Genomic DNA, 21,824 nt, shown 5'->3' on the forward strand with positions numbered 1-21,824 from the left:
AGGACATGACAGGCACAGCAGGCATGGCAGATATCTCAGGCGTCTCAGGCGTCACGGGGTTGAGTGCGCGGGTGCGTACGCGGGACGGATGGGCCGTGTCGCACGCCGTCGTCACCGTGACGGACATGACCGGGCGGCAGGTGACGCGCGCCGAGGCCGACGCGGACGGGGTCGTACGCGACGCGACCCCGCTCGCGCCCGGCGCGTACACCGTGATCGTGACGGCTGTCGGCTACGCGCCCACCGCGTCCAGCGCCATCGTCACCATGAGCGGACGGGCCGAGGTAGGGACCGTCACGCTCGCCCGGCTGGGCGGCGGCGCCGAACTGCCGCCGCCGGGGCCCTGGACCGTCGACCCGGCCCACTCGTCCGTCGGCGCACTCGCGCAACACCTGGGCATCTCCAGCGTGCACGGGCGGTTCACCGAGTTCACGGCGACGATCGAGATCGCGCCGGACGACATCGCCAAGTCCCGTGTGGAGGCGGTCATTTCGGCGGCCTCCATCGACACGGGCAACGGCATGCGGGACGACCATCTGCGGTCCGCCGACTTTCTGGACGTGGACACCCACCCCGAGATCACGTTCCGCTCGACGGGCCTCACCCCGGCCGCCGGTCCCGACCGCTGGACCGTCCACGGCGAGCTGGGCATGCGCGGAGTCGTACGGCCCGTCGACCTCGACCTCGCCTACCTCGGCACCGGCGCCGACCCGTGGGGAGGCACCCGGGCCGCGTTCCGGGCGACCACGGAGCTGCGGCGCGAGGACTTCGCCATGAACTACAACCAGGTGGTGCGGGCGGGGATCGCGGCGATCGGTACGACGCTCAAAGTGGAGCTGGACATCCAAGCCGTGCGGGGGCCCAGCCTCTAGGCTGCGCGTATGGCACCGAACATCGCTACGAATACCGCCGTGTCCCTGGCCGAGCTGCTCGACTTCGTACGGCCCCGCCACCGGGCGATCCTCCTCACCCGGCGCGCGGACGGGTCTCCCCAGGCCTCGCCGCTGACCTGCGGGGTCGACGACTCGGGCCGGGTCGTCGTGTCGACCTACCCCGAGCGCGCCAAGACGCGCAACGCCAAGCGGGACGAACGCGTCAGCCTGCTCGTCCTGAGCGACGACTGGAACGGGCCGTGGGTCCAGATCGACGGCACGGCGGAGGTCATCGACTCCCCCGAGTCGGTCGAGCCGCTCGTCGAGTACTTCCGGAACATCTCGGGTGAGCACCCGGACTGGGACGAGTACCGCGCGGCCATGGTGAAGCAGGGCAAGTCGATCATCCGAGTCACACCGGAGAAGTGGGGGCCGGTTGCCACCGGCGGCTTCCCGGCGAGGCTTGCGCAGTAGGGGTGGGCGGCAACGAGGCTCGGGGCGCTGCGGTGAGCCTCGTCCCGGGGGCTCCGCCCCCAAACCCCCGGTCGCGCTGAACGCGCTCGTCCTCAATCGCCGGACGGGCTGAAAATGCCGGGCGGCGTCCTCAGACACTGACCTGACTGGAGATGCCGGACAGCCTCCTCAAGCACCGGACGGCCTGGAGATGCCGGGCGGCGTCCTCATGTACCGGAAGAGCTGGACATGCCGGACAGCCTCCTCAAGTACCGGACGGCCTGGAGATGCCGGGCGGCGTCCTCGTGTACCGGAAGAGCTGGAGATGCCCGGCTACGTTCTCACGTACTGGACGAGCACGAAATGCCGGACGGCGACCTCAGACACCGGACGAGCACGAAATGCCCGGCTACCTCCTCACGTACCGGACGAGCAGGAAATGCCGGACGGCGACCTCAAGCACCGGACGCCCTGGAAACTCCCGGCGGCGGAGCCTCGTCGTCCTGTCTCGCGACCATCGCCTCGATCCCCGCCACCAGCAGCTCCAGCGCGAAGTCGAAGTCCCGCTCGCGCATCTCCTGCACCGTTTCGCCGCCCCTCGCCGCCATCATGTCCGCCGACTCCTGCATGAGATCGGCGACCTCGGGGGCGGTCCCGACCGCGCTCATGGCGTGCTGGAAGAAGGCGTCCTGCGTCATGCCGGCCTCCGTGCAGCGGGCGATGAAGTGGCCCTCGATCGTGCCGAACCCGTACACGAACTGGAAGACGGCCGCGATGGCACCGGTGAGTCCTCGCGCGGGCAGGCCCGTCCGCCGGATCACTCGCTGGACGGCACGTGAGAAGGCCTGCGAGTGCGGGCCGATGTTGAGGTAGGTCCCGGCGAGCGGCGACACCCAGGGGTGGCGGACCAGCAGGGCGCGGTACTCACCGGCCAGCACCCTGAGCTGGTCGCGCCAGTCCTCGCCGTGGGCCTCCGGATCGGGCAGGCGCAGTTGGGCGCTGGCCGCGTCGAGGGCGAGTTCGAGCAGGTCGTCCTTGGTGTCGACGTACCAGTACACCGACATGGCCGTGACGTTCAGCTCGGCGGCCAGTCGCCGCATCGAGAACCTCGCCAGCCCCTCCGCGTCCAGCAACCGAACGGTCACCTCGGTGATCCGGTCCCGGTCCAGCCCCGACGGCTGCCCGGCGCGACCGCCACTCCTCCGGCGCGCCTTCCCCTCAAGCCAGACGCTGGTCCGCGCAGGCCGTTCAACTGCCTTCACGATGGCGCACCTCCCGATACTTGCGTTCACTGGCAAGAATGCCAGGCCGCAGCAGACCTGAAGGGGCGCGGGGAACTGCGCGAGAACCACGGCGGACCCGCAGCCGCGTTGCAACCCGAACCCCCGAGCTCCTAGGCGGCCTTCACCCGCTCACCCCGTTCCCCCCGCTCAGCCCTGCGCAACAACAACGCCGCGACCAGACCACCCAGCAAAACAGCCCCCGCCCCCACCAACTGACTGGTCTCCAAGCCGGAGGCGAACGCCTCCGTGATACGCGCCCGCTCCGCAGCCGACCCCGCCTCCGCCAACGCCCCCGGCAAGGACACCGCGGCAACGGAAACCAGCGCCGCGAACCGCGAGTTCAGCACCGCGCCGAGCACCGCGACCCCGAGCCCCTGCCCGAACTCCGCCACCGTGCCGTTGATCCCCGCCCCGACTCCGGCCTTCTCCGGCGGAATCGAGCTCATGATCGCGTGCGCCATGGCCGGGCTGGACACCGCGGCCCCCGTCCCGATGAGCAGCAGGCCCAGCAACGTACCCGCGTAACCGCCGGAGGCGACCGTCGCGATGGAGACGAGGCCGCACGCCATCACCGTCATGCCCAGCCCGATGGCGAGGGGCGTCCCGAGCCTGGCCGCCCATTTCGCCGCCACACCGGTGAAGTTGAGTGCGACGATCGCGAGCGCGAGCGGCGCCGTACGCAGCCCGGCCTCCAAGGGGCCGTAGCCGAGCACGAACTGCATGTGCTGGGTGAGCAGGAAGAGCGAGCCGCCCATCCCGAACGTGATCAGCACCGCACCGGCGACCGCCCCCGTGAACCGCCGGTTCCTGAAGAAGTGCATGTCGAGCATGGGGTACGGGATCCGGCGTTCCCAGTACGCGAAGGCGCCGAGCACCACGACCGCGACGGCCGCCGGCACCAGCACCCGGCCGGACGTCCAGCCGTGTTCCGGGCCGGAGATGATCGCGAAGACGAGCGAGGACATTCCGATCGTGGAGAGCAGCGCGCCCAGGAGGTCCGGGCGGCCGCCGGTCGGGTTCTTCGACTCGGGTACGAGAGCCACGACCGCCACCAGTCCCAGCGCCGCGACGGGGATGTTGATGAGGAAGATCGCGCCCCACCAGAAGTGGTTCAGCATGAAGCCGCCGAGGAGCGGGCCGGTGGCGAAACCCAGCGAGTTGACCGCGGCCCAGATGCCGATGGCCTTCGGCTGCTCCTCGGGCGTGAAGATCTGCATCACCACGGCGAGGGTGGTCGTCATCAGCAGCGCGCCACCGACGCCCATCCCGGCACGCGCCGCGATCAACTGGCCGGTGCTGTCGGCCAGTCCGGCGGTCAGTGAGCCCACGCCGAACAGGGCGAGGCCCGCGATCAGCATCTTCTTGCGGCCGTAGCGGTCGGCCGCGCTGCCGGCGGTGAGCAGCAGGCCCGACTGGACCAGCGAGTACGCGTTGATCATCCACTGGATGTCGGACGTACCGGCGCCCAACTCCCGGGTGAGCGAGGGGATCGCGACGTTCAGGACGGTGTTGTCGAGCAGCACGGTGAGCAGCGCGAGACAGATGACACCGAGGATCAGCCAGCGCTGGGGGTGGCTCTGGGGATGACCCTGGGGACGGCCCTGGGCGGGCGGCGACTCCGGGTGGTTCGCCTGGGGGGACGTAGAAGACATGCTGTACACCGTAGAACAGTTCCTATACGGCGTACAGCAGATAAAAGGCGGTGGGCCAGGAGCGAGATCGCCCCGGGCCCACCGCCCTCGAAATCCAACCGTCAGCTACTGCTCGTCGGCTGCGTCAGGTCGTAGAAGGTGGCCGAACCCACCGTCACCTTCTTGAAGTTGCTCTCGATCCACGAGCTGATCTGGGACGACGTACTCGTCGTGCTGCTGCTGCCGCCCATGCCACCGCCGCCGGAGCCGCTGGAGATGAAGTAGTGGATCTTGCCGTCGGCCACGTACTTCTTGAACTCGGCCAGCGTCGGGGACGGGTCGGTGCCGTTGAAGCCGCCGATGGCCATCACCGGGTCGCCGGTGGAGAGCTGGTAACTCGCCGCGTTCTGGGCGCCGATGGCAGCCGCCGCCCAGGTGTAGTCACTGGCGTTCTTCTCCAGCAGGGTCTTGGCCGCGCTGCTGACGCTGGCGCCGTTGAGCAGACCGCCCACGCCACCGCCGCCGCCCATACCGCCACCCTCGCCGGTCGCACCGCCACCTGGCATGCCGCCCTGCTGGTTGCCCTGGCTCTGGGAGTTGCCGTTGCCCTGGGTGGAGTTGTTGCCGCCGCCGGGGAAACCGCCGGTCGGGGGCTGACCCATGCCGCCGCCCCGGGTGTTGCCGGTGCCGTTCTGCTGACCCCGCTGGCCGCCCAAACCGCCACCGCCGCCACCAGGACCGCCACCCATACCGCCGCGACCGCCCTGGACGGACGGACCCGCGGTGACGATCGAGCCGGTGTGACCCTCGTTGAGGGTGGTGAGGGAGTACGCGGTCGGACCCGCCAGCGCCGTGACGAAGCTCAACCCGACAACCACCAGGGCCAGTTGACGCCCAAGTCGGTTGACGAAGATGAGCCCCAGCGCGGCCGTGAGCCCGCCCACCAGCACCAGCCACTTCAGCCAGGGCAGGTAGTCGGAGGAACGGTTGAGGAGGACATACCCCCAGACCGCGGTGGCCGTCATGGCACCCGCGAGCGACAGCGACGCCCACATCTTGTCCCGCTCCCGCCAGAGCAGGGCCGCGCCCATACCGACCAGCGGCGCGATGTAGGGGGCGAGGGCGACGGTGTAGTAGTCGTGGAAGATGCCCTGCATGTAGCTGAAGATCACCATGGTGATCAGCAGTGAACCGCCCCAGAGGAGGAGCCCGGCCCGGGCGGTGTCCGTGCGGTTGGCCTTGCGGCCGGCCCAGATCGCCGCGACGAGCAGGATCAGCGCGGCCGGGATCAGCCAGGAGATCTGGCCGCCGCTGGTGGAGCTGAACATCCGGTTCCAGCCGGTCTCGCCCCACATTCCGGTGCCGCCACCGCCACCACCACCACCACCGACGCTGCCGGTCTCGTCGCCGTTGATACGGCCAAGTCCGTTGTAGCCGAAGGTCAGTTCAAGGAAGGAGTTGTTCTGCGAGCCGCCGATGTAGGGGCGCGAGGACGCCGGCCACAGCTCGACGATCGCGACCCACCAGCCGCCCGCGACGATCATCGCGAGCCCGGCGGCCAGTATCTGTCCGATGCGCCTGCGGACACTGGTGGGCGCGAAGATCACGTAGACCAGGGCCAGCACCGGCAGGATCAGGAAGGCCTGCAGCGTCTTGACCAGGAAGGCGAAACCGATCGCCGTACCCGCCCAGAGCAGCCACTTCGTCTGGGCCTTCTCCATGGCGCGCTGGGTGCAGTAGACCGCGGTGGCCATCAGAAGCGCGAGAAGCGCGTCCGGGTTGTTGAAGCGGAACATCAGCGCGGCGACGGGCGTCATCGCGAAGGCCGCCATCGTGAGCAGCCCGGCCGTGGCGTCGAATCGGCGCCGCACGGACGCGTACAGCACACCTGCCGTAGCGACGGCCATCAGGACCTGCGGGAACAGGATCGCGAAGGAGTTGAGGCCGAAGAGCCTGACCGACAGCGACATCGGCCAGAGGGAGGCCGGGGGCTTGTCGACGGTGATGGCGTTGGAGGCGTCGAGGGAGCCGAAGAAGAAGGCCTTCCAGGACTGGCTGCCCGCCTGAACCGCCGCCGAGTAGAAGGAGTTGGCGTATCCCGAGGCGGTCAGGTTCCAGGTGTACAGGGCGCCGATCACCAGCAGCGTGGCGAGGAACGCGGGCCGTACCCAGCGATGGTCCTCGGGCCGACCGCGCCACAGTCTGCGTACGAAGGGCTGATTGGGCTCACCGGAGGCGAGCTCGGGCCTGTCCGTGTCGGTAACCACCGTCTGCTGCACGGCGGTTGAGTGCGGCGACGGCGGCGATGAAGGGCTCGCACCCCCCGGATCCGAATAGGTCGTCTGATCGAAGTGAGTGGTCATCGCGGGTTCCTCGGATCCTGGCTGTCGTGCGGGCGCACCGGCTGGAGCCGCGTGGTCGGGTCCCCCCAGGTGCGGTCCGCGACTTCACCGGCGCGGAACTGGTCTGTGGAGTAAGGGGAGTTGTTGTGTGTCGCGTCTGCGTACGGGCTTGTGGCGCCCGTGTTGCGTGTACTGCCTGCGGTGTACGCCTGGTAGACGGGCGAGTTCGGCGTGTGCGAGGCGCCCACCGAGGACGAGGACGAGGACGTGGACGTGGGCGAGGGCGAGGGCGAGGACATGGACGTCGCCGAGTAGGCCGGTTCGTCGTGCTGGTCCGGGAACACCCAGGCCCTGAAGAGCAGGAACCGCAGCACGGTCGCCGCGAGGTTGGCGGCGATGAGCACCGCCAGTTCCGTGGAGTGGCCGGGGTCGCTGGTCGCCGCGTCGAGGGCGGCGAGCGAGCCGCTTGTCAGGGCCAGTCCGATGCCGAAGACGACCAGGCCCTGCGCCTGGTGCCGCACCGCCCCGCCCCGGCCGCGCACCCCGAAGGTCAGACGCCGGTTGGCCGCGGTGTTCGCGACGGCGGAGACCAGCAGCGCGAGCGCGTTGGCGATCTGCGAGCCGGCGAAGCCGCGGAAGGCGCTGTAGAGCACCAGGTAGAAGAGGGTCGACATACCGCCGACCACACAGAACCCGACCAGTTGGCGGGCCAGCCCCTTCGGTACGTCCTTGATGTCGCGGTCGCGCGGATCGTCGCCGAAGGGCCGGGTGAGCCGGTCCAGCGGCAGCGAGCCGGTGGTCAGGGCCTTGCCCACGCGCAGCACTCCCTTCAGGTCGTCGGTCGCCGTCCTGACGATGTGGACCGTCGAGTCCGGGTCGTCGACCCAGTCGACCGGCACCTCGTGGATGCGCAGGCCCGCGCGCTCGGCGAGCACCAGCATCTCGGTGTCGAAGAACCAGCCGGTGTCCTCGATGAGCGGCAGCAGGATCCGGGCGACATCACGCCGGATGGCCTTGAATCCGCACTGCGCGTCCGAGAAGCGGGCCTGGAGCGAGCCACGCAGGATCAGGTTGTACGTCCGGCTGATGAACTCCCGCTTGGCACCGCGCACGACGCGCGAGGAGCGGGCGAGCCGGGAGCCGATCGCCAGGTCCGAGTGACCGGAGATCAGCGGTGCCACCAGCGGCAGCAGGGCGTTCAGGTCGGTCGACAGGTCGACGTCCATGTAGGCGAGGACGGGCGCGTCGGACGCGGACCACACGGTCCGCAGGGCCCGGCCGCGCCCCTTCTGTTCCAGCCGGAAGGACCTGACCTCCGGTATCTCCGCCGCCAGCCGCGCCGCCACCCGGGGAGTGGTGTCCGTGGACGCGTTGTCCGCGACCGTGATGCGGAACGCGTACGGGAACGTGCGCTTGAGGTGCTCGTGGAGTCTGAGCACGCATGGCTGGAGGTCCTTCTCCTCGTTGAAGACGGGGATCACTACGTCCAGGACAGGCGTACCGGCTGCCGCGGCCGGGAGGTGCTCCCGCGCCGGCAGGGTGCCGGAAGAAGAGTCGGTTCGCATGGGACCGACTTTCGTCAGGCCCCCTGTTGCGCCCATGTGGTGGCACTGTGCTGTGCCTGTGAGTCCGATTGCCAGTCTGTTTCGGCGGTGAGAGCAGGCAGATGCACCGTGAATATGGTCTGCCCGGGCACGCTGTCGACGGTCACGGCACCGCCGTGCGCGGTCGCCACGGCCTGCACGATGGCGAGCCCGAGTCCTGTCGACCCGGTGTTGCGGGAGCGCGCGGAGTCGCCTCGCGCGAACCGCTCGAACACATGCGGCAACAGGTCGGCCGGGATGCCCTGTCCGTCGTCCTGCACGTCCACACACAGCCACGGCCCGCGCCGCTGCACGCGCGCGGTGACGGTCGTCCCGGGCGGGGTGTGCGTACGGGCGTTGGCCAGCAGGTTCACCAGAACCTGCTGGAGCCGGGCCGCGTCCGCCAGCGCGAGCGCGGGCTCGTCGGGCAGGTCGAGCCGCCAGTTGTGGTCCCGCCCGGCGGCGCGCGCGTCGCTGATGGTGTCCACGACGAGGGGTACGAGGTCGGTCTGGTCGAACTGGAGCGGGCGCCCCGCGTCCAGGCGGGCGAGGAGCAGCAGGTCCTCGACGAGGAGGGTCATCCGGCCCGCCTCGGACTCGATCCGCCCGAGGGCGTGCCGGGTGTCGGGACCGGTCTCCTCACGTCCACGTCTCGTCAGCTCGGCGTATCCGCGGATCGACGCCAGTGGCGTACGCAGCTCATGACTGGCGTCCGCGACGAACTGGCGTACGCGCATCTCGCTCTGCTGGCGCGAGTGCAGGGCGCCGTGCACATGGTCGAGCATCCGGTTGAGGGCGGCGCCGACCTGGCCGACCTCGGTGTGCGGGTCGGTCTCGGACTCGGCGACCCGCTCGTTCAGGGTCACCTCCCCGGTGTGCAACGGGAGTTCGGAGACCCGGGTGGCGGTCGAGGCGACCTTGCGCAGCGGGCGCAGGGCCACTCCGACGAGGACCGTGCCGGCGATACCGGCGGCGACGAGACCGGCGGCGGTGACGCTGACCTCCACGAGGATCAGCGTGTTGATGGTCGTGGTGACGGAGTCGGTGGGCAGGGCGACGTAGTAGTTGCCGTTGCCGTTGTTGCTGGCCACGTACTCGACTCGGTACTCGCCGAGCCCTGTGAGGGTGACGGTGTGCAGGCCCTCGCTGCGGGAGACGGCGGCCAGTTCGGCCATCTGGGTCTTGTTGAGTTTGACGGCGGTCATGTCTCTGAAGCCGGACTCGCTCGTGGTCGTGGTCGACGGCATCTTGGCGACGTAAGCCTGGGTCACTCCGCCATCCGCGTCGACGCCGGCGGCGACGGTGTACTCCTGCGTCCCGCCCCTCTTCATGAACTCCGAGAGCCGTTCCTGGACGGTCATCGTGAAGGTGCCCGCACCGGAGGGTGCTTTGCCGGCGGTGGTGGACGAGGAATCCGTGGAGGGTGAGGAAGAGGCCGACCCACTACTGCCAAACGCCCCGTTCGGCGGACTGCCCTTGCCACCGCCCAGCCCGTTCGGCGGCCCGCCGACACGGTTGCCGGCCTCTCTGACCTGGCTGTCCAGCTGCGTGTAGAGGTGCTGCTGGAGCGCGATGGTCGTCACCGTGCCCATCACGGCGCACACCACGGCGATCAGCGAGACCGCCGAGACGACAAGCCGCGTACGCAGGGTCCGCGGCCTGCTCTGCCGCTGCGCCCTCTGCTCCGACCTGCCGAGCCTGCGCTGCCCGCCCGCTTTCCTCTTGCTGCTCACCGTGCTGCCCTCCCACCGGGCTCGACTACCTCTTTCGGAGCGGCACCACCAATGACGCGAGGTCAGGTCAGCCGGCGGGCTTGATCAGATACCCGGCACCGCGCCGGGTGTGGATCATCGGCTCGCGCCCGGCGTCGATCTTCCGTCGCAGGTAGGAGATGTACAGCTCGACGACGTTCGCCTGGCCGCCGAAGTCGTACGACCACACACGGTCGAGTATCTGGGCCTTGCTGAGCACGCGCCGCGGGTTGCGCATGAGGAAGCGCAGCAACTCGAACTCGGTCGCGGTGAGGTGGATACCGTCCCCGGCACGCGACACCTCGTGGCTGTCCTCGTCGAGGGTGAGGTCACCGACGACCAGGACGGAGTCGGACCGCCGGTCGGCGGCACCTGAACGCCGGATCAGACCACGCAGCCGTGCCACGACCTCTTCGAGGCTGAAGGGCTTGGTCACATAGTCGTCGCCACCGGCGGTGAGGCCCGCGATCCGGTCCTCGACGGCGTCCTTCGCCGTCAGGAACAGCACCGGCACCTCGGGCAGTTCGCGCCGCAACCGACCGAGAACGGTGAGGCCGTCCATGTCGGGCAGCATCATGTCGAGAACGACGGCATCGGGCCGGAACTCGCGCGCGGTCTGCACCGCACCCGTTCCGTCACCGGCGCTGCGGATCTGCCAGCCTTCGTAGCGGAGGGCCATGGAGAGCAGTTCGGTGATCGACAGCTCGTCGTCCACCACAAGCACTCGGACGGGGCTCCCGTCCGGCCTCAGCAGTTCGGTGCGCCCCTGGGGCGAGGTCGTGGTCATAGCGGAAACCTTGTCGGTGTCCTCTGAGAGCAGGCTTTCTGGAACCTGTGATTTCCCTGAGAAACACACAGGCGCCTCTCAGGGAAGCCCTGGGAACCGACGCCCCGAAAGCCGGAGGGACAGGCAACGGACAACCCAACCAAGAACATTGGACCCACCGTCCGACCTGTACCTTCGCGCCCACCCGGACCACTCCGACTCACCCGACCGGCTACCGGAAAGCCCCGGAGACCACCCTCGGGCATCCTGTGTGCCTCCTGGGCGAACCTGGTCCGAAGTTACGCACCCCACTCCCGTACGCCCGATTTGTCACCCCCCTCACCCGCCTCCCCTCGTCCGTCACAGCCCGAACAGCCGCGCCCCGTTGTCGTGACACACGGCCCGGAGCCAGTCGTCGCCGAGGCCCAACCACTCCAGGGCGTGCAGCTGGTGGACGTACGGATACGGAATGTTCGGGAAGTCCGAGCCGAGCAGGATCCGGTCGCCGAGGTCCGCCAGCCGGGGGAGTTCGGGCCGGGGGAACGGGTTGATCCGCTCCGCGAAGTCGGTGAACGCCATCGTCGTGTCCAACCGCACCTCGCCGTACCGCTCGGCAAGGCCGAGGAAGTCCCCGTACTCAGGCATCCCCATGTGCGCGACGATCAGCCGCAGCCGGGGATGCCGCGCCAGCACGCGCCCGACCGGTTCGGGCCCGGTGTGCTTGCCCGGTGCCGGACCTGACCCGCAGTGGATCACCACGGGCGTCCCGGCCTCGGCGAGCAGTCCCCAGGCCGGGTCGAGGAGTTCGTCGGCGGGGTCGTACGCCCCCACCTGCACATGCGCCTTGAAGACGCGCGCGCCGGACTCGACGGCCTCCCTGACGTACGCCTCGACGCCCGGCTCGGGGAACAGCGTCGAGGTGTGCAGACAGTCGGGGGTACGGCCCGCGAAGTCCGCCGCCCACTGGTTGAGCCACTGGGCCATGCCGGCCTTGTGCGGGTAGATCATGGCGGTGAACGCCCGCACCCCGAACGCCCGGACCAGCGCGAGCCGTTCGTCCTCCTCCAGCCGGTAGGTGATCGGCCACTCGATGCCGCCGTTCATCGACCCGACAGCGTCGAAAAAGGCCCAGACCTTGCGCAGCACCCGCTCGGGCATGAAATGCGTGTGCACGTCGACCAGACCGGGCAACCCGAGCCGCGTCCAGAACCGCCGGACCTCGGCGACGTCCATGACTTCGGCGGCGGCCTCGGTGACGTCGGCGGCTTGAGCGAGGCCGGCGACCTCACCGCCGACGTCAGCGTTTCCGTCCTCCGAGGCTTTGCTCGTGTCTTCCACCGCCGCTTCCTCCCGCTCAGATTCTCGCCGCACGGCGTCTTACGACGCCCTATGGCATCGCCCGACATGCATCACCACTTAAATGCCCGGGATCAGAACAGCCCGTCCTGTACCCCCGCCGCCTCCTTCGTCGTCTTGAACTCCCGCACAGGAACGGTCAGTCCACCGCCCCCGACCGGCACCAGTTCCCACCCGGTCATCAACCTCGTATCCAACACCACCACCCCCGGCCCGTCCTCGACCGCGAGATGCAGATCGGGCCCGGCAGCCGCCACCAGCTCGCCCCCGACGACACCTCCCGCGACCAGCTCCCTCACCGCACCCACGGCCGGCGCCGGCGTCGGCTCCGTCAGCCCGAACACCCCGACGTGGTCGACGACTTGGCAGGACGCCCGCTCCAGGGACTCGGGCCAGCCACCCAGCCCCACCGCCCGGGCGTGCAGTTCCTCGACCTCCACGGCCCGCTCCGCCGCCGACCCCGGCAGAGCGGCCCGCACCGCCCGCTTGTCGGCGTACGGAATCCGGTCCGGGACCCGGAGTGCGGCGCGCAGCAGCTCCTCCGTACGCCGGGCGGCCATCAGCGGGCCGACGCCCAGCCAGCTGAATGCGACGGCACCCTGCTCAAGCAGCCGCGCCGAGCCCCGCTCCAGCGCCGTGATGCCGACCTTGGTCATCCCAGGCCCGAACCAGGCCAGATATACGTGATAGGGCCGTGGATCGTCCGCGATCGTGTCGGCGGCGACCGAGTGCGCCCGGTCCAGCCGCGCGCACTCCTCGCAGCGCGCCCCCGTACTCCGCCCCGACACCCCTGCCCGTATCGGACAGGCATTCCCCCGCGCTCCCACACATGTCCGTACGCCCCCTTCCGTGACCCCGAAGGCCACCCTCTTCCCCCAGGTCAGCGCGCTGTCACGCCCCCCGTCCCACCGCAGCACGGGACCGTCCGCCGACCATCGCAGCCCCGAGCATCTCCACGCCTGTGCCATCCCTTGCGAGATTACGGGATGCCACTGACAACGCCTCCCGGGACGTCAAAACCGCAGGTCAGGAGGGCATGAGCCAGTCGGCGGGCCAGACAGCCGACCATGCAGGGGGGCCACTCAGACCCGTTCCGGAACGATCTCACCGGCCCCACCCGCAACGGCGTTCCCGGGCCCGTTGGACGATCCCGGGATCGGAGTCGATGCCGAGCACCGACGCCGTACTCCGCCCGGCCGGCAGCCGCGCCAGGTCGCCGCTGCCGCAGCCGACGCCGAGGACACGGCCGTACCGTCTGGGCAACTGCCGCGTGATCCACGGGTGGTACTCAGGTTGAACTCGTAGTGTCCGGTCGTGTGATCACCGGGGTTCGATGATCAGGCCGGTTCCGGTGAGGCAGCCGTCGATCAGGTGGGGTCTGAACTGGATCTTCTTCAGCTTGCGTTTGACGATGCGGACGAGGCCGGTGAGGTCAGGGGCAACGAAGTTGGCGATGGCGCGCTTGAGGAGCGACCACACGCCTTCGGCGGGGTTCAGCTCTGGTGCGTATGACGGCAGCTGGAAGATCCGTAACCAGTCCGCGTGTTCCTCGGCGAAGGCGGCGAGTTCCTTGGCGAGGTGGACGTTGAGGTTGTCCCAGCACCACACCAGCGGGGCGTTGAGCTGCTGGTGGGCGGTGATGATCAGGTCGCGGTACTCGTGCCAGGCGAATGTCTTCGGCTCGCCCTTGCGGCCGTGGTAGACGTGCAGCCGGTAGAAGAAGTGCGGGCGGTCCCCGGGCCGGAAGCAGACCGCGCCGGCGATGTTGACCCGGCCGTTTCCCCGGCCCCGCACCCGCACCACCGGGCGGGCTCCGCGCGGCGCCCAGGTGCGGCCTTTCGGCGGCCTCAGCCCCTGGCCGGCCTCGTCCTCGAAGCAGATGTAGGCGCCCAGGTCCGCCGCGGTTCTTTTAACCGCGGCCACACCTCGTCCTTCCACATCTCGATGGCCTCAGTGTCCCGCTCGATCGCGTGGCGCACCGGGACCTGGCACGACCAGCCGGGCCGTTTCAGCAGCTTGGCCACCCCCTGAATCGTGTAGCCCTTGTGGAACAACCTGCCGATCAGGGTCTTGATCCGGCCCAGCGTCCACCGCTGGTCATCGGTGAAGCCGTGGGCCAGCGGCCCCCGCTTCAGCTCCTCTTCCAGCCGGTCCCACTCCCGCACCGACAGCCGCTCGCGGGACACCGGCCCCTTCGACTTCAACGCCGCCGCCCCGCCCTCGCGCCACACCTTGCGCCACCGCCGCACCGTCCGCTCCGTGACCCGCAGATCGGCCGCGATCACCGTGGCCTCATCACCACGCGCGAACCGCTCGGCCGCCTCCAGCCTCAGCCGTTCCCGCTTCTCCTGCTCGACGGGCGTATACCCGCCCCTCTGCGCGTACCGCATGATCCCGTCGTACCGCAGGGATCACGAACCGTCACGACCTCCGCAGGCTTTACGAGTTCAACCTGAGTAGTGGGCGTTGGGATCCCAGGGGCGGGCGGCGTGAAATCGCTCAAGTGCGCGCAAGACGGACGGCGGCAGGATCGTCATGCCTGAACGCTAAAGGCCCCGGATCACCTTCCGTCCTTGTGGCCGTCGCAACATCCCACTCCAAATGGAAGTCCCGAGCCACCGCTCGACCCGAGCGACCCTGACGACGACGGTAGGGCCGGTGTCCCGGTATCCGCCTGAACCGCTCCCGAAGTCGGTCGCCGTCAAACCAAAAAACCAGAGGCCCCGTGGATTCCTCCACGGGGCCTCTGGCCTGCTGTGCACTCGGCAGGATTCGAACCTGCAACCTTCTGATCCGTAGGATCGGGCAACGTCTCACGGAGGGGCTCGGTCCTGGCCTGGCCGGATCGCCGAGATTGGTGATCAACGGCCTTTGTGTGCCGTCGTTGCCGTCAGAACTGCCGTCAACTCCCGACGGGGACGCGCCACCGCAACGATGTTCCGGCCCAGCGCCCCGAGTCCTCCTTCACCTGCAAGCACTTCACTGCCACGGTGAACAAGGACTTGGCGGACGCCTCGGCAACTTCGTCAACCGTGTCCTCAGCCCCGCCGAAACCGACCTGCTGTAGCGGGGTCCGTCTCCGCTGGCTAGTGTTCTCGCGCATGCTCAAGAGCGTCATCGAACGCCTCCGGTTCAGCGCCTGGCTGGTACGGGGAGAACTCACGCCGGATTTTCGGGGTCAGCAAGGAGGTAGAAGTCCCAGCCGATGGCATGGTGCCCGCCTCCTGACTGTGGAGCGCCATTGCAAATCCCCTTCTTTCCGCTTGGGTCTCCATTCCAAAAGAGACTGAAGCACTGGCCGCAGAATCGCCAGTTTGGCTGGGTCGTGTTTACAGCATCGGGAATCTGGACAGCCATTCTTCCTCCAGTTTGCGAGAGATTGAGAGCGAGAGTCGATCAGGGCACCTCAGAGGCATTGTCGGTTTGATGTGCGAGAGCAAGCGCTCAGGATGCCAGATGCCGGCAGGTGTCGCTGTTCCCTCAGATCGGATTCTCCGGGTCGCTAAGCAGGTGGAAGTCCCAGCCCGCCGCATAGTGCCCTTCATTTTCATGATGGCCCCCGGCGCAATTACCACTACTGAGGTCGCCGTTCCAGAAGACGACGTAACATACGCGGCAGAATCGCCAGTTTGGCTGGGTGACATTTACGGCGTCAGGGATGATTACAGCCATTAGTGCGCCGATCCGTGAGAGGAGGGTTTCGCGGAAGTCATTCCCTACAGCGCCCCGGAGAGGGCGTTAAGATCTAGAATTCACACTATCGGCTCAAATTATCACCCATTCATCCTTGTGTAAGACCTCTGAGCGTGTGGTGCCCGGGTGCCGTCCCATGACCTCCAGGTCGGCGGAGTGACTTTGGCCGGGAGCCGCTTTGGCGCGAGTGATCATGGCCCCGTAAGCTTCCGGCGCGTCGGGCAGTCTGTTGACCTGCCCGTTAAAGCACGACGTGGGGGCCATGATCTTCGAGGTTCGCGCCAAAGTGGCTGGCTAAGACGCCATCTCATTTGGTTCGGTAGGCTGTTGGTCGTGGTCTCGATCGTTGAGCGGCTGGTGCCGGATGAGTTGTGGGAACTGTTCCAGCGTGTAGTCAGGGCATACCGCCGATCCGCTCACGGCGCGGACGCCGACGGCGAAGGCCGGCCAAACTCCACGCCGACAAGGGATACGACTACGACCACCTGCGGCGATAATTACGCGGACGCGGCATCCGGCACCGCATCGCCCGCAAGGGCGTCGAGTCCTCGACCCGCCTGGGCCGCCACCGCTGGACCATCGAGCGCACGATGTCCTGGCTCGCCGGATGCCGCCGACTGCACCGCCGCTACGAGCGCAAAGCCGAGCATTTCCTGGCCTTCACCAGCATCGCCTGCACCCTCATCTGCTACCGCAGACTCACCAAATGAGATGATGTCTTAGTGGGAAAGATGCGGGCGTCGACGCGGAGCGTAGGGAACCGATGACAACGCCGCAGATCGGCGTGCCAAACCCCGCGTCTGCGACATGATCCGCCGGGCAGGCCCTAAGCGTCGTAGATGGTACGCAGACGGCTGGCCAGAGCTTCCTCTGCTGCTGTGAGGTGTTCGTGAGTCTTCATAACGAGATCACCCAGCTCCTCTGGCGTGCCCGGGTCAGCCGTCCCAGCCTCCAACAGGTGCTGACGGGCGCCCTCGACGAGGGCCCGGATTCCTTTGTCTAGGATGAGCACCTGCAAGCGGGTCAGCTCCTGCGTCTCCCGCCCGAACGCGCCTGGTTCGAGCACCGGCGATGAGGCATTGACCCTGTGCAGGTGCTCCATAAGCGCAGCACGGTACAAGCGAGACAGGCACTCGCTAGTCTTCACGAGGTGATCGAGTTCGAAAGCCTCGCGCCGATCCAAGCGTGACTGCTCTCGATCAAGCTCGCGCACCTGCCGTTCACGCTGGAGGGCGGCCTTCTCCCTCTTCCCTTCGCTCAGCTGGTTCATCCAAGCACCGAGCATGAGCGTGACTACAGGCAGTATGGCTGTGAAGACGTCCACGGCGGGAAGCGTACGGCAAGAGCCCCCGAAACCACGGGGACCGGCAGCGCGGTTACCTCTAACGTGGTTTTGGACGTAGCCAGCAGTAGTGCGCCGCTGATCTCCATCGTCCCTGCCGGCCGGCCGAGCTCACCGGGTTGCACGGTTACTTCCCCGCCGTCGGCTGGCCCGCCCTCGATCCCAAGTCGCATGTCCATGGCTGATCAACAGGCGGATCGAGCTACTGGTAACGCGCGAGAGTCAGGACACACGGGCCTCCGCGTCACGGTGATGCTGCCGCGCTCTCCGGTGCCCTGCGCATCGCGTCCTCGACCGCCTTGTCTAACCTCGGAGCTCTTCCAGTACTCGGCGATCACCTCGCAGCAACGCACACGCCAACTCGATGACACCCAAATACGCCCTCCCCTTTCCGACGTTTGGCTGCTCCAGGCGAAGTGCGGAACACACGATAGACATCTCGTCAATGTGACGTGAAAACAGTCGAACGTGCGCCTCCCTTCAGATCAGTCTGAGATCCTGGAGTCCGATCGAGAGGGGCCGAAGGCATGGAGTGGAAGACCCACGGTGAGCGGCAGATCTACACGAACAAGTGGGTGAACCTGTGTCTGGTCGACGTCCAGCAGCCTGACGGGGCCAGGTGGGAGTACCACGTCGTTCGCCTCCGGCATCTGGCCGTGGCCGCTGTGGTCAACGACCGCCAGGAGGTGCTGATGATGTGGCGGCACCGCTTCATCACCGACTCCTGGGCCTGGGAGTTGCCCATGGGCCTGGTCGAGGAGGGCGAGTCGCCTGAGGAGGCGGCGGCCCGCGAGGTTCTGGAGGAGACGGGCTGGCGTCCCGGTCCCATCAAGCCGCTGATCTACGCGGAGCCGGCCAACGGGATCACCGACTCGCAGCACCACGTCTTCCGTGCGGACGGCGCGACTTACGACGGTCCGCCCACGGAGAAGAACGAGTCCGACCGCATCGAGTGGATCCCGCTCAGTGAGGTGCGCGGGATGATCGACCGCCGCGAGATCGTGAGCAGCGGGTCCCTCGTCGGCCTCCTGTACGTGCTCATGGACGAAGCGATCCGCTGACCGGTGGGAGGAGTTCCCGTAGCCGTGCCTCGAAGGCCAGGGCTACGGGCTCCCGCCTGTGCGGGGCCAACTGCTCGTAGAACTCCCGGAGATGGCCCGACACCCGCTCGGAGGACACCGCCGATGCGGGCTCCAGCGCTTGCGTGGCGGTGTGGCACGCCTGGGCAAGCTTCCCTTGGTCCAGTTGCGTACGGGCCAGCCAGAACGTGTGGAACGCCCGGCCGCGTTGGTTGGTGCTGTTCTCCCGCCGCAGGGCATCCGCGATCAAGGGCTCAGCGGTCGCTGCCTCCCCGAGTCGGCCGTGAGCAATGCCGGTGTCGACTATGAGCTTCAGCTCGTCGAAGTAGGTCACCCATGACGGGTCGGGATCGTTCGTTCGCCTGGATCTGCTCGAAGTGGCGGTGCGCTTCCCCGATGGCCCGGTGAGTGGAGTCCCGGTTGCCGAGGGTGGCGTGGGCGAAGGCTTCTCGCATGGACAGCATCGACATGACTCGCGGCGTGGTGCCGAGAGCTGGGCGGGCCTGGTCCTGAGCGGCGGTCACGAGTGCCAGGGAGTCCCCGGGCTTGTCCTGGTACGTGGCCTGCAAGCTCATGCAGGCCAGGACGTTGGCCATGAACTGGCGGTCGTCGATTTCCTTGGTTGCAGGGTTTCGGTGAAGTACGCGCGGGCCTGGTTGTACTGGCGGGCGTCGAAGTAGGTCCAGCCGGTGAGTCGCGCCAACTCGGCCGCGATTCCGTACAGGCCGTTCTGGACGGACGGCGGTCGGCTCTCCTTCAACAGTCCCACCACATGCACAAGCGGCGCTGCTGCGCCATCGGTAAGTGCTGCAAGAAGCTCCCGTCGGATCGGACCGTCCGCTTCCTGCTCGTGATCCTGCGCGCCGCTATCCAGCACGCCGTACGTGAGGACGAACTGCCTCGCAACGTGGCCCGGAACGTGGAGCTGAGCATGGGAACGAAGCGCGAGATCGAACCGCTCACGGCCAAGGAAGGGCGTCAGCTCCTGGCGGCGGCGCGGCAAAACCGGCTGTGGGCCGCGTACGAGCTGGCGGTCCGCATAGGCCTGCGGCGCGGTGAACTGCTGGGCCTGCGCTGGTCGGACCTGGATCTCTACGTAGGAGTGCTCACCGTCCGGCAGGCGCTCCAACGGGTCGGCGGCGAGCTGCTGTTCGTCGCACCGAAGACCCAGCGCTCGGCCCGCCGCGTGGCCCTGCCTGCCGAGTGTGTGACGGCGCTTCGTGCTCAGCGAGCCCAGCAGATCGCCGACAAGAAGGCAGCGGGGGACAACTGGAAGGGGACTGAACACGGTCTCGTCTTCACCACGAGGAACGGGACCCCGATCGAGCCGCGCAATATGAACCGCTCTTTCGAAGCGCTGAGCGTCCGCGCCGGCGTCCGCAGGGTCCGCCTTCACGACCTGCGCCATACCTGCGCGTCGCTCCTCCATGAACAGGGCGCCGACGCCCGCATGATCATGGAAGTCCTCGGCCACAGTTCGATCCGCGTGACCATGGACATCTACACCTTCGTACGGCTCGACTCGCAGCGCTCGGCGTTCGACCGCGTAGGGGATGCCTTGAGGGGTGACGGCAGCGGCCCTGACGATGACGACGGCGCGGGAGATGACCCGGTAGCCGTCTGATCCGCCTGCTCTTCCCCAGAGTCTGTCCGGCAGACAAGTCAGGAGAGACCTCCGGCTTCTCGCAGGTGATCGGTGATCTCATCCCGTGTCCGCATCAACCGCCGGGCAGGCTCCACCAGGGCCGAGCCATCTCCAGAGCGCGCAACCTCAACAAGCAGCCCGTAGAGAGGGGCGATCTGATCTTCCAACGACTTGACCAGGCCGAAGGCGCTACGCGGCCCCACGAGGCGGACCATAGTGCCCTGTCGTCGCACTTGGGCTATGTGGCCGTCTATCGCCGCAACAACCTGTTGCACCTCGACGCTTTGGCCCGCGCCGAACTGTTCAGCCGTCTGCCGGAGAGTTCGCGCGATGTCCGTTACCGCTTGCAGAAGATCGGCATACGCCTGGAGCGACCGGGCCTCTTGATCGGTATGCCGAGTCCGCTGCCACTTGCTGCGCTCCATGTACATGTTGCCTGCGAGGGTCAGCGCGACTCCAGCAAGCGCGGAGGCTACCGGGACTACTTGAGTTGCTAGATCAGCCACGGCCAAGGAGTCTGCCACTCCTGGGTACTAGGTTGCAGGTACCGGCCAGCCGATCTCATTCGGGGCGCCCCATCAGACGGCGTTCAGGCGGCTGCCGTGAAACACTGCCGTCAAGGCAAAAGTCAGAGGCCCCGTGGATTCCTCCACGGGGCCTCTGGCCTGCTGTGCACTCGGCAGGATTCGAACCTGCAACCTTCTGATCCGTAGTCAGATGCTCTATCCGTTAAGCTACGAGTGCCTGTGTTTTCTGTTGTTTTTGCTCTTCCTTCCGGGGTTTTCGACCCGGTTGGCGTTGCGGGAACAACATTACATGACTGGCGGCGTCAGGTGAAATCCGTTAGCCGCACCCCGCCTGACCTGCGAAAACGACCGAAGCCCCGGTCGGTGAGGACCAGGGCTTCGGATCAGGTGCGGAGGCGGAGGGATTTGAACCCTCGATGGGATGTAAGTCCCAAACCGCATTAGCAGTGCGGCGCCATAGACCGGACTAGGCGACGCCTCCAGCACAACCTCCCGCGCGAGCGCGAGTGGTGCGTGCAGATGATGACACAGACGAGCGCGGTGTCACCAATCGCCTCCCACGGTACTAGGCAGGTGGGGCGCAGGGCAAAGCCGTTGTGCGGTCGTCGGCCCGGCTCGCGCATCGTCCTTCGGGGTCAGGCGTTAGTCAGGTCATGTTCAAGGTCATCCCGCACGCCCCTCGCGCCCACGCCACCCGCACCTACGCCCCTCACTCTCACGCCCCTCAATCTCACGTCCCTCCTCCTCCCGGCACCCCCACCGCTCCCACTCCCACCGTCGCCCCCACCCGCCCCCGCACCGGCGCTCTCCGCCGCCTCGTCTTCGCCGCCACCGCCGGCGTCTCCCTCGCCGCCGCTTCCTTCTCCGCCGCGTCCACGGCCGCGTACGCCGACGCGGGCCCCCAGACGCGCCCCCTCTCACCCTTCACGCCCCTCCTCGCTCCCCTGGGACGCGCCTCCGACCACCTCACCGTCACCGTTCGCGGCACCGGTGGGCGTGCGGACGGACGGTTCGAGTTGGCCTGTCATCCCGGGGACGGGAGTCATCCCGACGTCGAGGAAGCCTGCGGGTCGCTCGACCGGGGTGCCCGGTGGGGGAAGGATCCTTTCGCCCCCGTACCCCCCGACAGCGTCTGCACGATGATGTACGGGGGTCCGGCGACCGCTCATGTGACCGGAACGTGGGCCGGGCGTCCTGTCGATGCCACGTTCGACCGCAGCAACGGGTGCCAGATGGCCCGCTGGGACCGGCTCGTACCGCTGCTGCCCGATCTTCGGTGAACCGCCCGACCAGGACCCCGACCAGCGGAACAAGGCCTCCACGGGCCCTCACACCACAGTCACCGCACCCCCGTAGCGCATAAGCGGTGTGAAAGGTGCCGTCACAGGGTCTCTGTCACTTCGTCGTGCGACCTCCCTCTCATCCGGCGTCGCGAGCGCAACCACTGCCCTTAGACTCCCTCGCGTGACACGTTGCGGGCCGGTAGGCAAGATGGCGTCCG

At 67.9% G+C, this 21,824-nt stretch carries 20 protein-coding genes, 2 tRNA genes and 1 pseudogene; 6 read left to right on the forward strand and 17 right to left on the reverse strand.

Features of this window, described 5'->3' with window-relative positions:
- Window positions 1-5: 5 nt before the first annotated feature.
- Complete coding sequence (locus QA861_RS21740) at window positions 6-872, forward strand: YceI family protein (RefSeq protein ID WP_334589970.1); 867 nt, start codon at window positions 6-8, stop codon at window positions 870-872.
- Window positions 873-881: 9 nt separating this feature from the next.
- On the forward strand, window positions 882-1,346 hold the full coding sequence (locus QA861_RS21745; RefSeq protein WP_334589971.1) for a PPOX class F420-dependent oxidoreductase: 465 nt from the start codon (window positions 882-884) through the stop codon (window positions 1,344-1,346).
- 434 nt (window positions 1,347-1,780) lie between these two features.
- Here QA861_RS21745 and QA861_RS21750 read toward each other — a convergent pair whose 3' ends face one another.
- The 10 genes from QA861_RS21750 to QA861_RS47080 all read right to left on the reverse strand — a co-directional run bounded on the left by QA861_RS21750 (window position 1,781) and on the right by QA861_RS47080 (window position 14,427).
- The gene (locus QA861_RS21750; protein ID WP_334590651.1) at window positions 1,781-2,590 is read right to left on the reverse strand and encodes a TetR/AcrR family transcriptional regulator; all 810 of its coding nucleotides are present in this window, start codon (window positions 2,588-2,590) and stop codon (window positions 1,781-1,783) included.
- A 128-nt stretch (window positions 2,591-2,718) separates the two neighbouring features.
- Window positions 2,719-4,260, reverse strand: coding sequence for an MFS transporter (locus tag QA861_RS21755; protein ID WP_334589972.1), 1,542 nt, complete (start codon window positions 4,258-4,260; stop codon window positions 2,719-2,721).
- Window positions 4,261-4,361: 101 nt separating this feature from the next.
- Complete coding sequence (locus QA861_RS21760) at window positions 4,362-6,602, reverse strand: ArnT family glycosyltransferase (protein WP_334589973.1); 2,241 nt, start codon at window positions 6,600-6,602, stop codon at window positions 4,362-4,364.
- Complete coding sequence (locus QA861_RS21765) at window positions 6,599-8,146, reverse strand: bifunctional glycosyltransferase family 2/GtrA family protein (RefSeq protein ID WP_334589974.1); 1,548 nt, start codon at window positions 8,144-8,146, stop codon at window positions 6,599-6,601. Before QA861_RS21765 ends, QA861_RS21760 begins: the two co-directional genes overlap by 4 nt.
- A gap of 14 nt (window positions 8,147-8,160) precedes the next feature.
- Entirely contained in the window at window positions 8,161-9,897 is a 1,737-nt protein-coding gene (locus tag QA861_RS21770; RefSeq protein ID WP_334589975.1) for a HAMP domain-containing sensor histidine kinase, read from the reverse strand.
- A 67-nt stretch (window positions 9,898-9,964) separates the two neighbouring features.
- Window positions 9,965-10,702 (reverse strand): response regulator transcription factor, encoded by a 738-nt coding sequence (locus tag QA861_RS21775; RefSeq protein ID WP_044471956.1) that lies wholly within the window; start codon window positions 10,700-10,702, stop codon window positions 9,965-9,967.
- A gap of 339 nt (window positions 10,703-11,041) precedes the next feature.
- On the reverse strand, window positions 11,042-11,914 hold the full coding sequence (locus tag QA861_RS21780; RefSeq protein ID WP_334590652.1) for an amidohydrolase family protein: 873 nt from the start codon (window positions 11,912-11,914) through the stop codon (window positions 11,042-11,044).
- 197 nt (window positions 11,915-12,111) lie between these two features.
- Complete coding sequence (locus QA861_RS21785; RefSeq protein WP_334589976.1) at window positions 12,112-13,005, reverse strand: DUF2797 domain-containing protein; 894 nt, start codon at window positions 13,003-13,005, stop codon at window positions 12,112-12,114.
- A 136-nt stretch (window positions 13,006-13,141) separates the two neighbouring features.
- A complete protein-coding gene (locus QA861_RS21790; protein WP_443041523.1) occupies window positions 13,142-13,300 on the reverse strand; it encodes a methyltransferase domain-containing protein in 159 nt (52 codons plus the stop codon).
- A gap of 57 nt (window positions 13,301-13,357) precedes the next feature.
- A protein-coding gene (locus QA861_RS47080) for an IS630 family transposase (RefSeq protein WP_443041524.1) occupies window positions 13,358-14,427 on the reverse strand; the annotation gives its coding sequence in 2 pieces (ribosomal slippage) (window positions 13,358-13,975 and window positions 13,978-14,427; 1,068 coding nt in all).
- 1,704 nt (window positions 14,428-16,131) lie between these two features.
- On the opposite strand from QA861_RS47080, the pseudogene QA861_RS21805 reads away from it, so the two are divergent.
- Window positions 16,132-16,440, forward strand: a pseudogene (locus QA861_RS21805) (transposase); the annotation flags it as partial.
- Window positions 16,441-16,556: 116 nt separating this feature from the next.
- Here QA861_RS21805 and QA861_RS21810 read toward each other — a convergent pair.
- Window positions 16,557-17,054 (reverse strand): hypothetical protein, encoded by a 498-nt coding sequence (locus tag QA861_RS21810; RefSeq protein WP_334589979.1) that lies wholly within the window; start codon window positions 17,052-17,054, stop codon window positions 16,557-16,559.
- A gap of 545 nt (window positions 17,055-17,599) precedes the next feature.
- Between QA861_RS21810 and QA861_RS21815 the strand changes: the two genes are divergently transcribed.
- On the forward strand, window positions 17,600-18,133 hold the full coding sequence (locus QA861_RS21815; protein ID WP_053741481.1) for an NUDIX hydrolase: 534 nt from the start codon (window positions 17,600-17,602) through the stop codon (window positions 18,131-18,133).
- On the opposite strand, the gene QA861_RS47405 is transcribed toward QA861_RS21815, so the two are convergent.
- From QA861_RS47405 to QA861_RS47415, 3 genes are read right to left on the reverse strand one after another with little or no spacing between them, the layout of a single operon-like run.
- On the reverse strand, window positions 18,111-18,485 hold the full coding sequence (locus QA861_RS47405; RefSeq protein ID WP_503461739.1) for an NsdA family TPR-like regulatory protein: 375 nt from the start codon (window positions 18,483-18,485) through the stop codon (window positions 18,111-18,113). The genes QA861_RS21815 and QA861_RS47405 overlap by 23 nt on opposite strands.
- Window positions 18,406-18,747 (reverse strand): hypothetical protein, encoded by a 342-nt coding sequence (locus QA861_RS47410; protein WP_503461740.1) that lies wholly within the window; start codon window positions 18,745-18,747, stop codon window positions 18,406-18,408. Before QA861_RS47410 ends, QA861_RS47405 begins: the two co-directional genes overlap by 80 nt.
- A complete protein-coding gene (locus tag QA861_RS47415; protein WP_503461741.1) occupies window positions 18,723-18,911 on the reverse strand; it encodes a hypothetical protein in 189 nt (62 codons plus the stop codon). The genes QA861_RS47410 and QA861_RS47415 overlap by 25 nt, the downstream gene beginning before the upstream one ends.
- Before the next feature lie 12 nt (window positions 18,912-18,923).
- Here QA861_RS47415 and QA861_RS21825 point away from each other — a divergent pair, with 12 nt between their 5' ends.
- Window positions 18,924-19,775: a tyrosine-type recombinase/integrase gene (locus QA861_RS21825; protein ID WP_503461742.1), complete on the forward strand. Its 852-nt coding sequence runs from the start codon at window positions 18,924-18,926 to the stop codon at window positions 19,773-19,775.
- Between the two features lie 38 nt (window positions 19,776-19,813).
- Here QA861_RS21825 and QA861_RS21830 read toward each other — a convergent pair whose 3' ends face one another.
- The 3 genes from QA861_RS21830 to QA861_RS21840 form a co-directional block, all read right to left on the reverse strand.
- Window positions 19,814-20,221, reverse strand: a complete 408-nt coding sequence (locus QA861_RS21830) for a hypothetical protein (protein WP_334589980.1) — start codon at window positions 20,219-20,221, stop codon at window positions 19,814-19,816.
- Between the two features lie 246 nt (window positions 20,222-20,467).
- A tRNA-Arg gene (locus QA861_RS21835) sits at window positions 20,468-20,540 on the reverse strand.
- A 173-nt stretch (window positions 20,541-20,713) separates the two neighbouring features.
- Window positions 20,714-20,804, reverse strand: a tRNA-Ser gene (locus QA861_RS21840).
- A gap of 172 nt (window positions 20,805-20,976) precedes the next feature.
- Between QA861_RS21840 and QA861_RS21845 the strand changes: the two genes are divergently transcribed.
- Complete coding sequence (locus tag QA861_RS21845) at window positions 20,977-21,603, forward strand: SSI family serine proteinase inhibitor (protein WP_334589981.1); 627 nt, start codon at window positions 20,977-20,979, stop codon at window positions 21,601-21,603.
- The last annotated feature ends 221 nt before the right edge of the window (window positions 21,604-21,824 follow it).

It is taken from the genome of Streptomyces sp. B21-083, assembly GCF_036898825.1.
GTDB lineage: Bacteria > Actinomycetota > Actinomycetes > Streptomycetales > Streptomycetaceae > Streptomyces.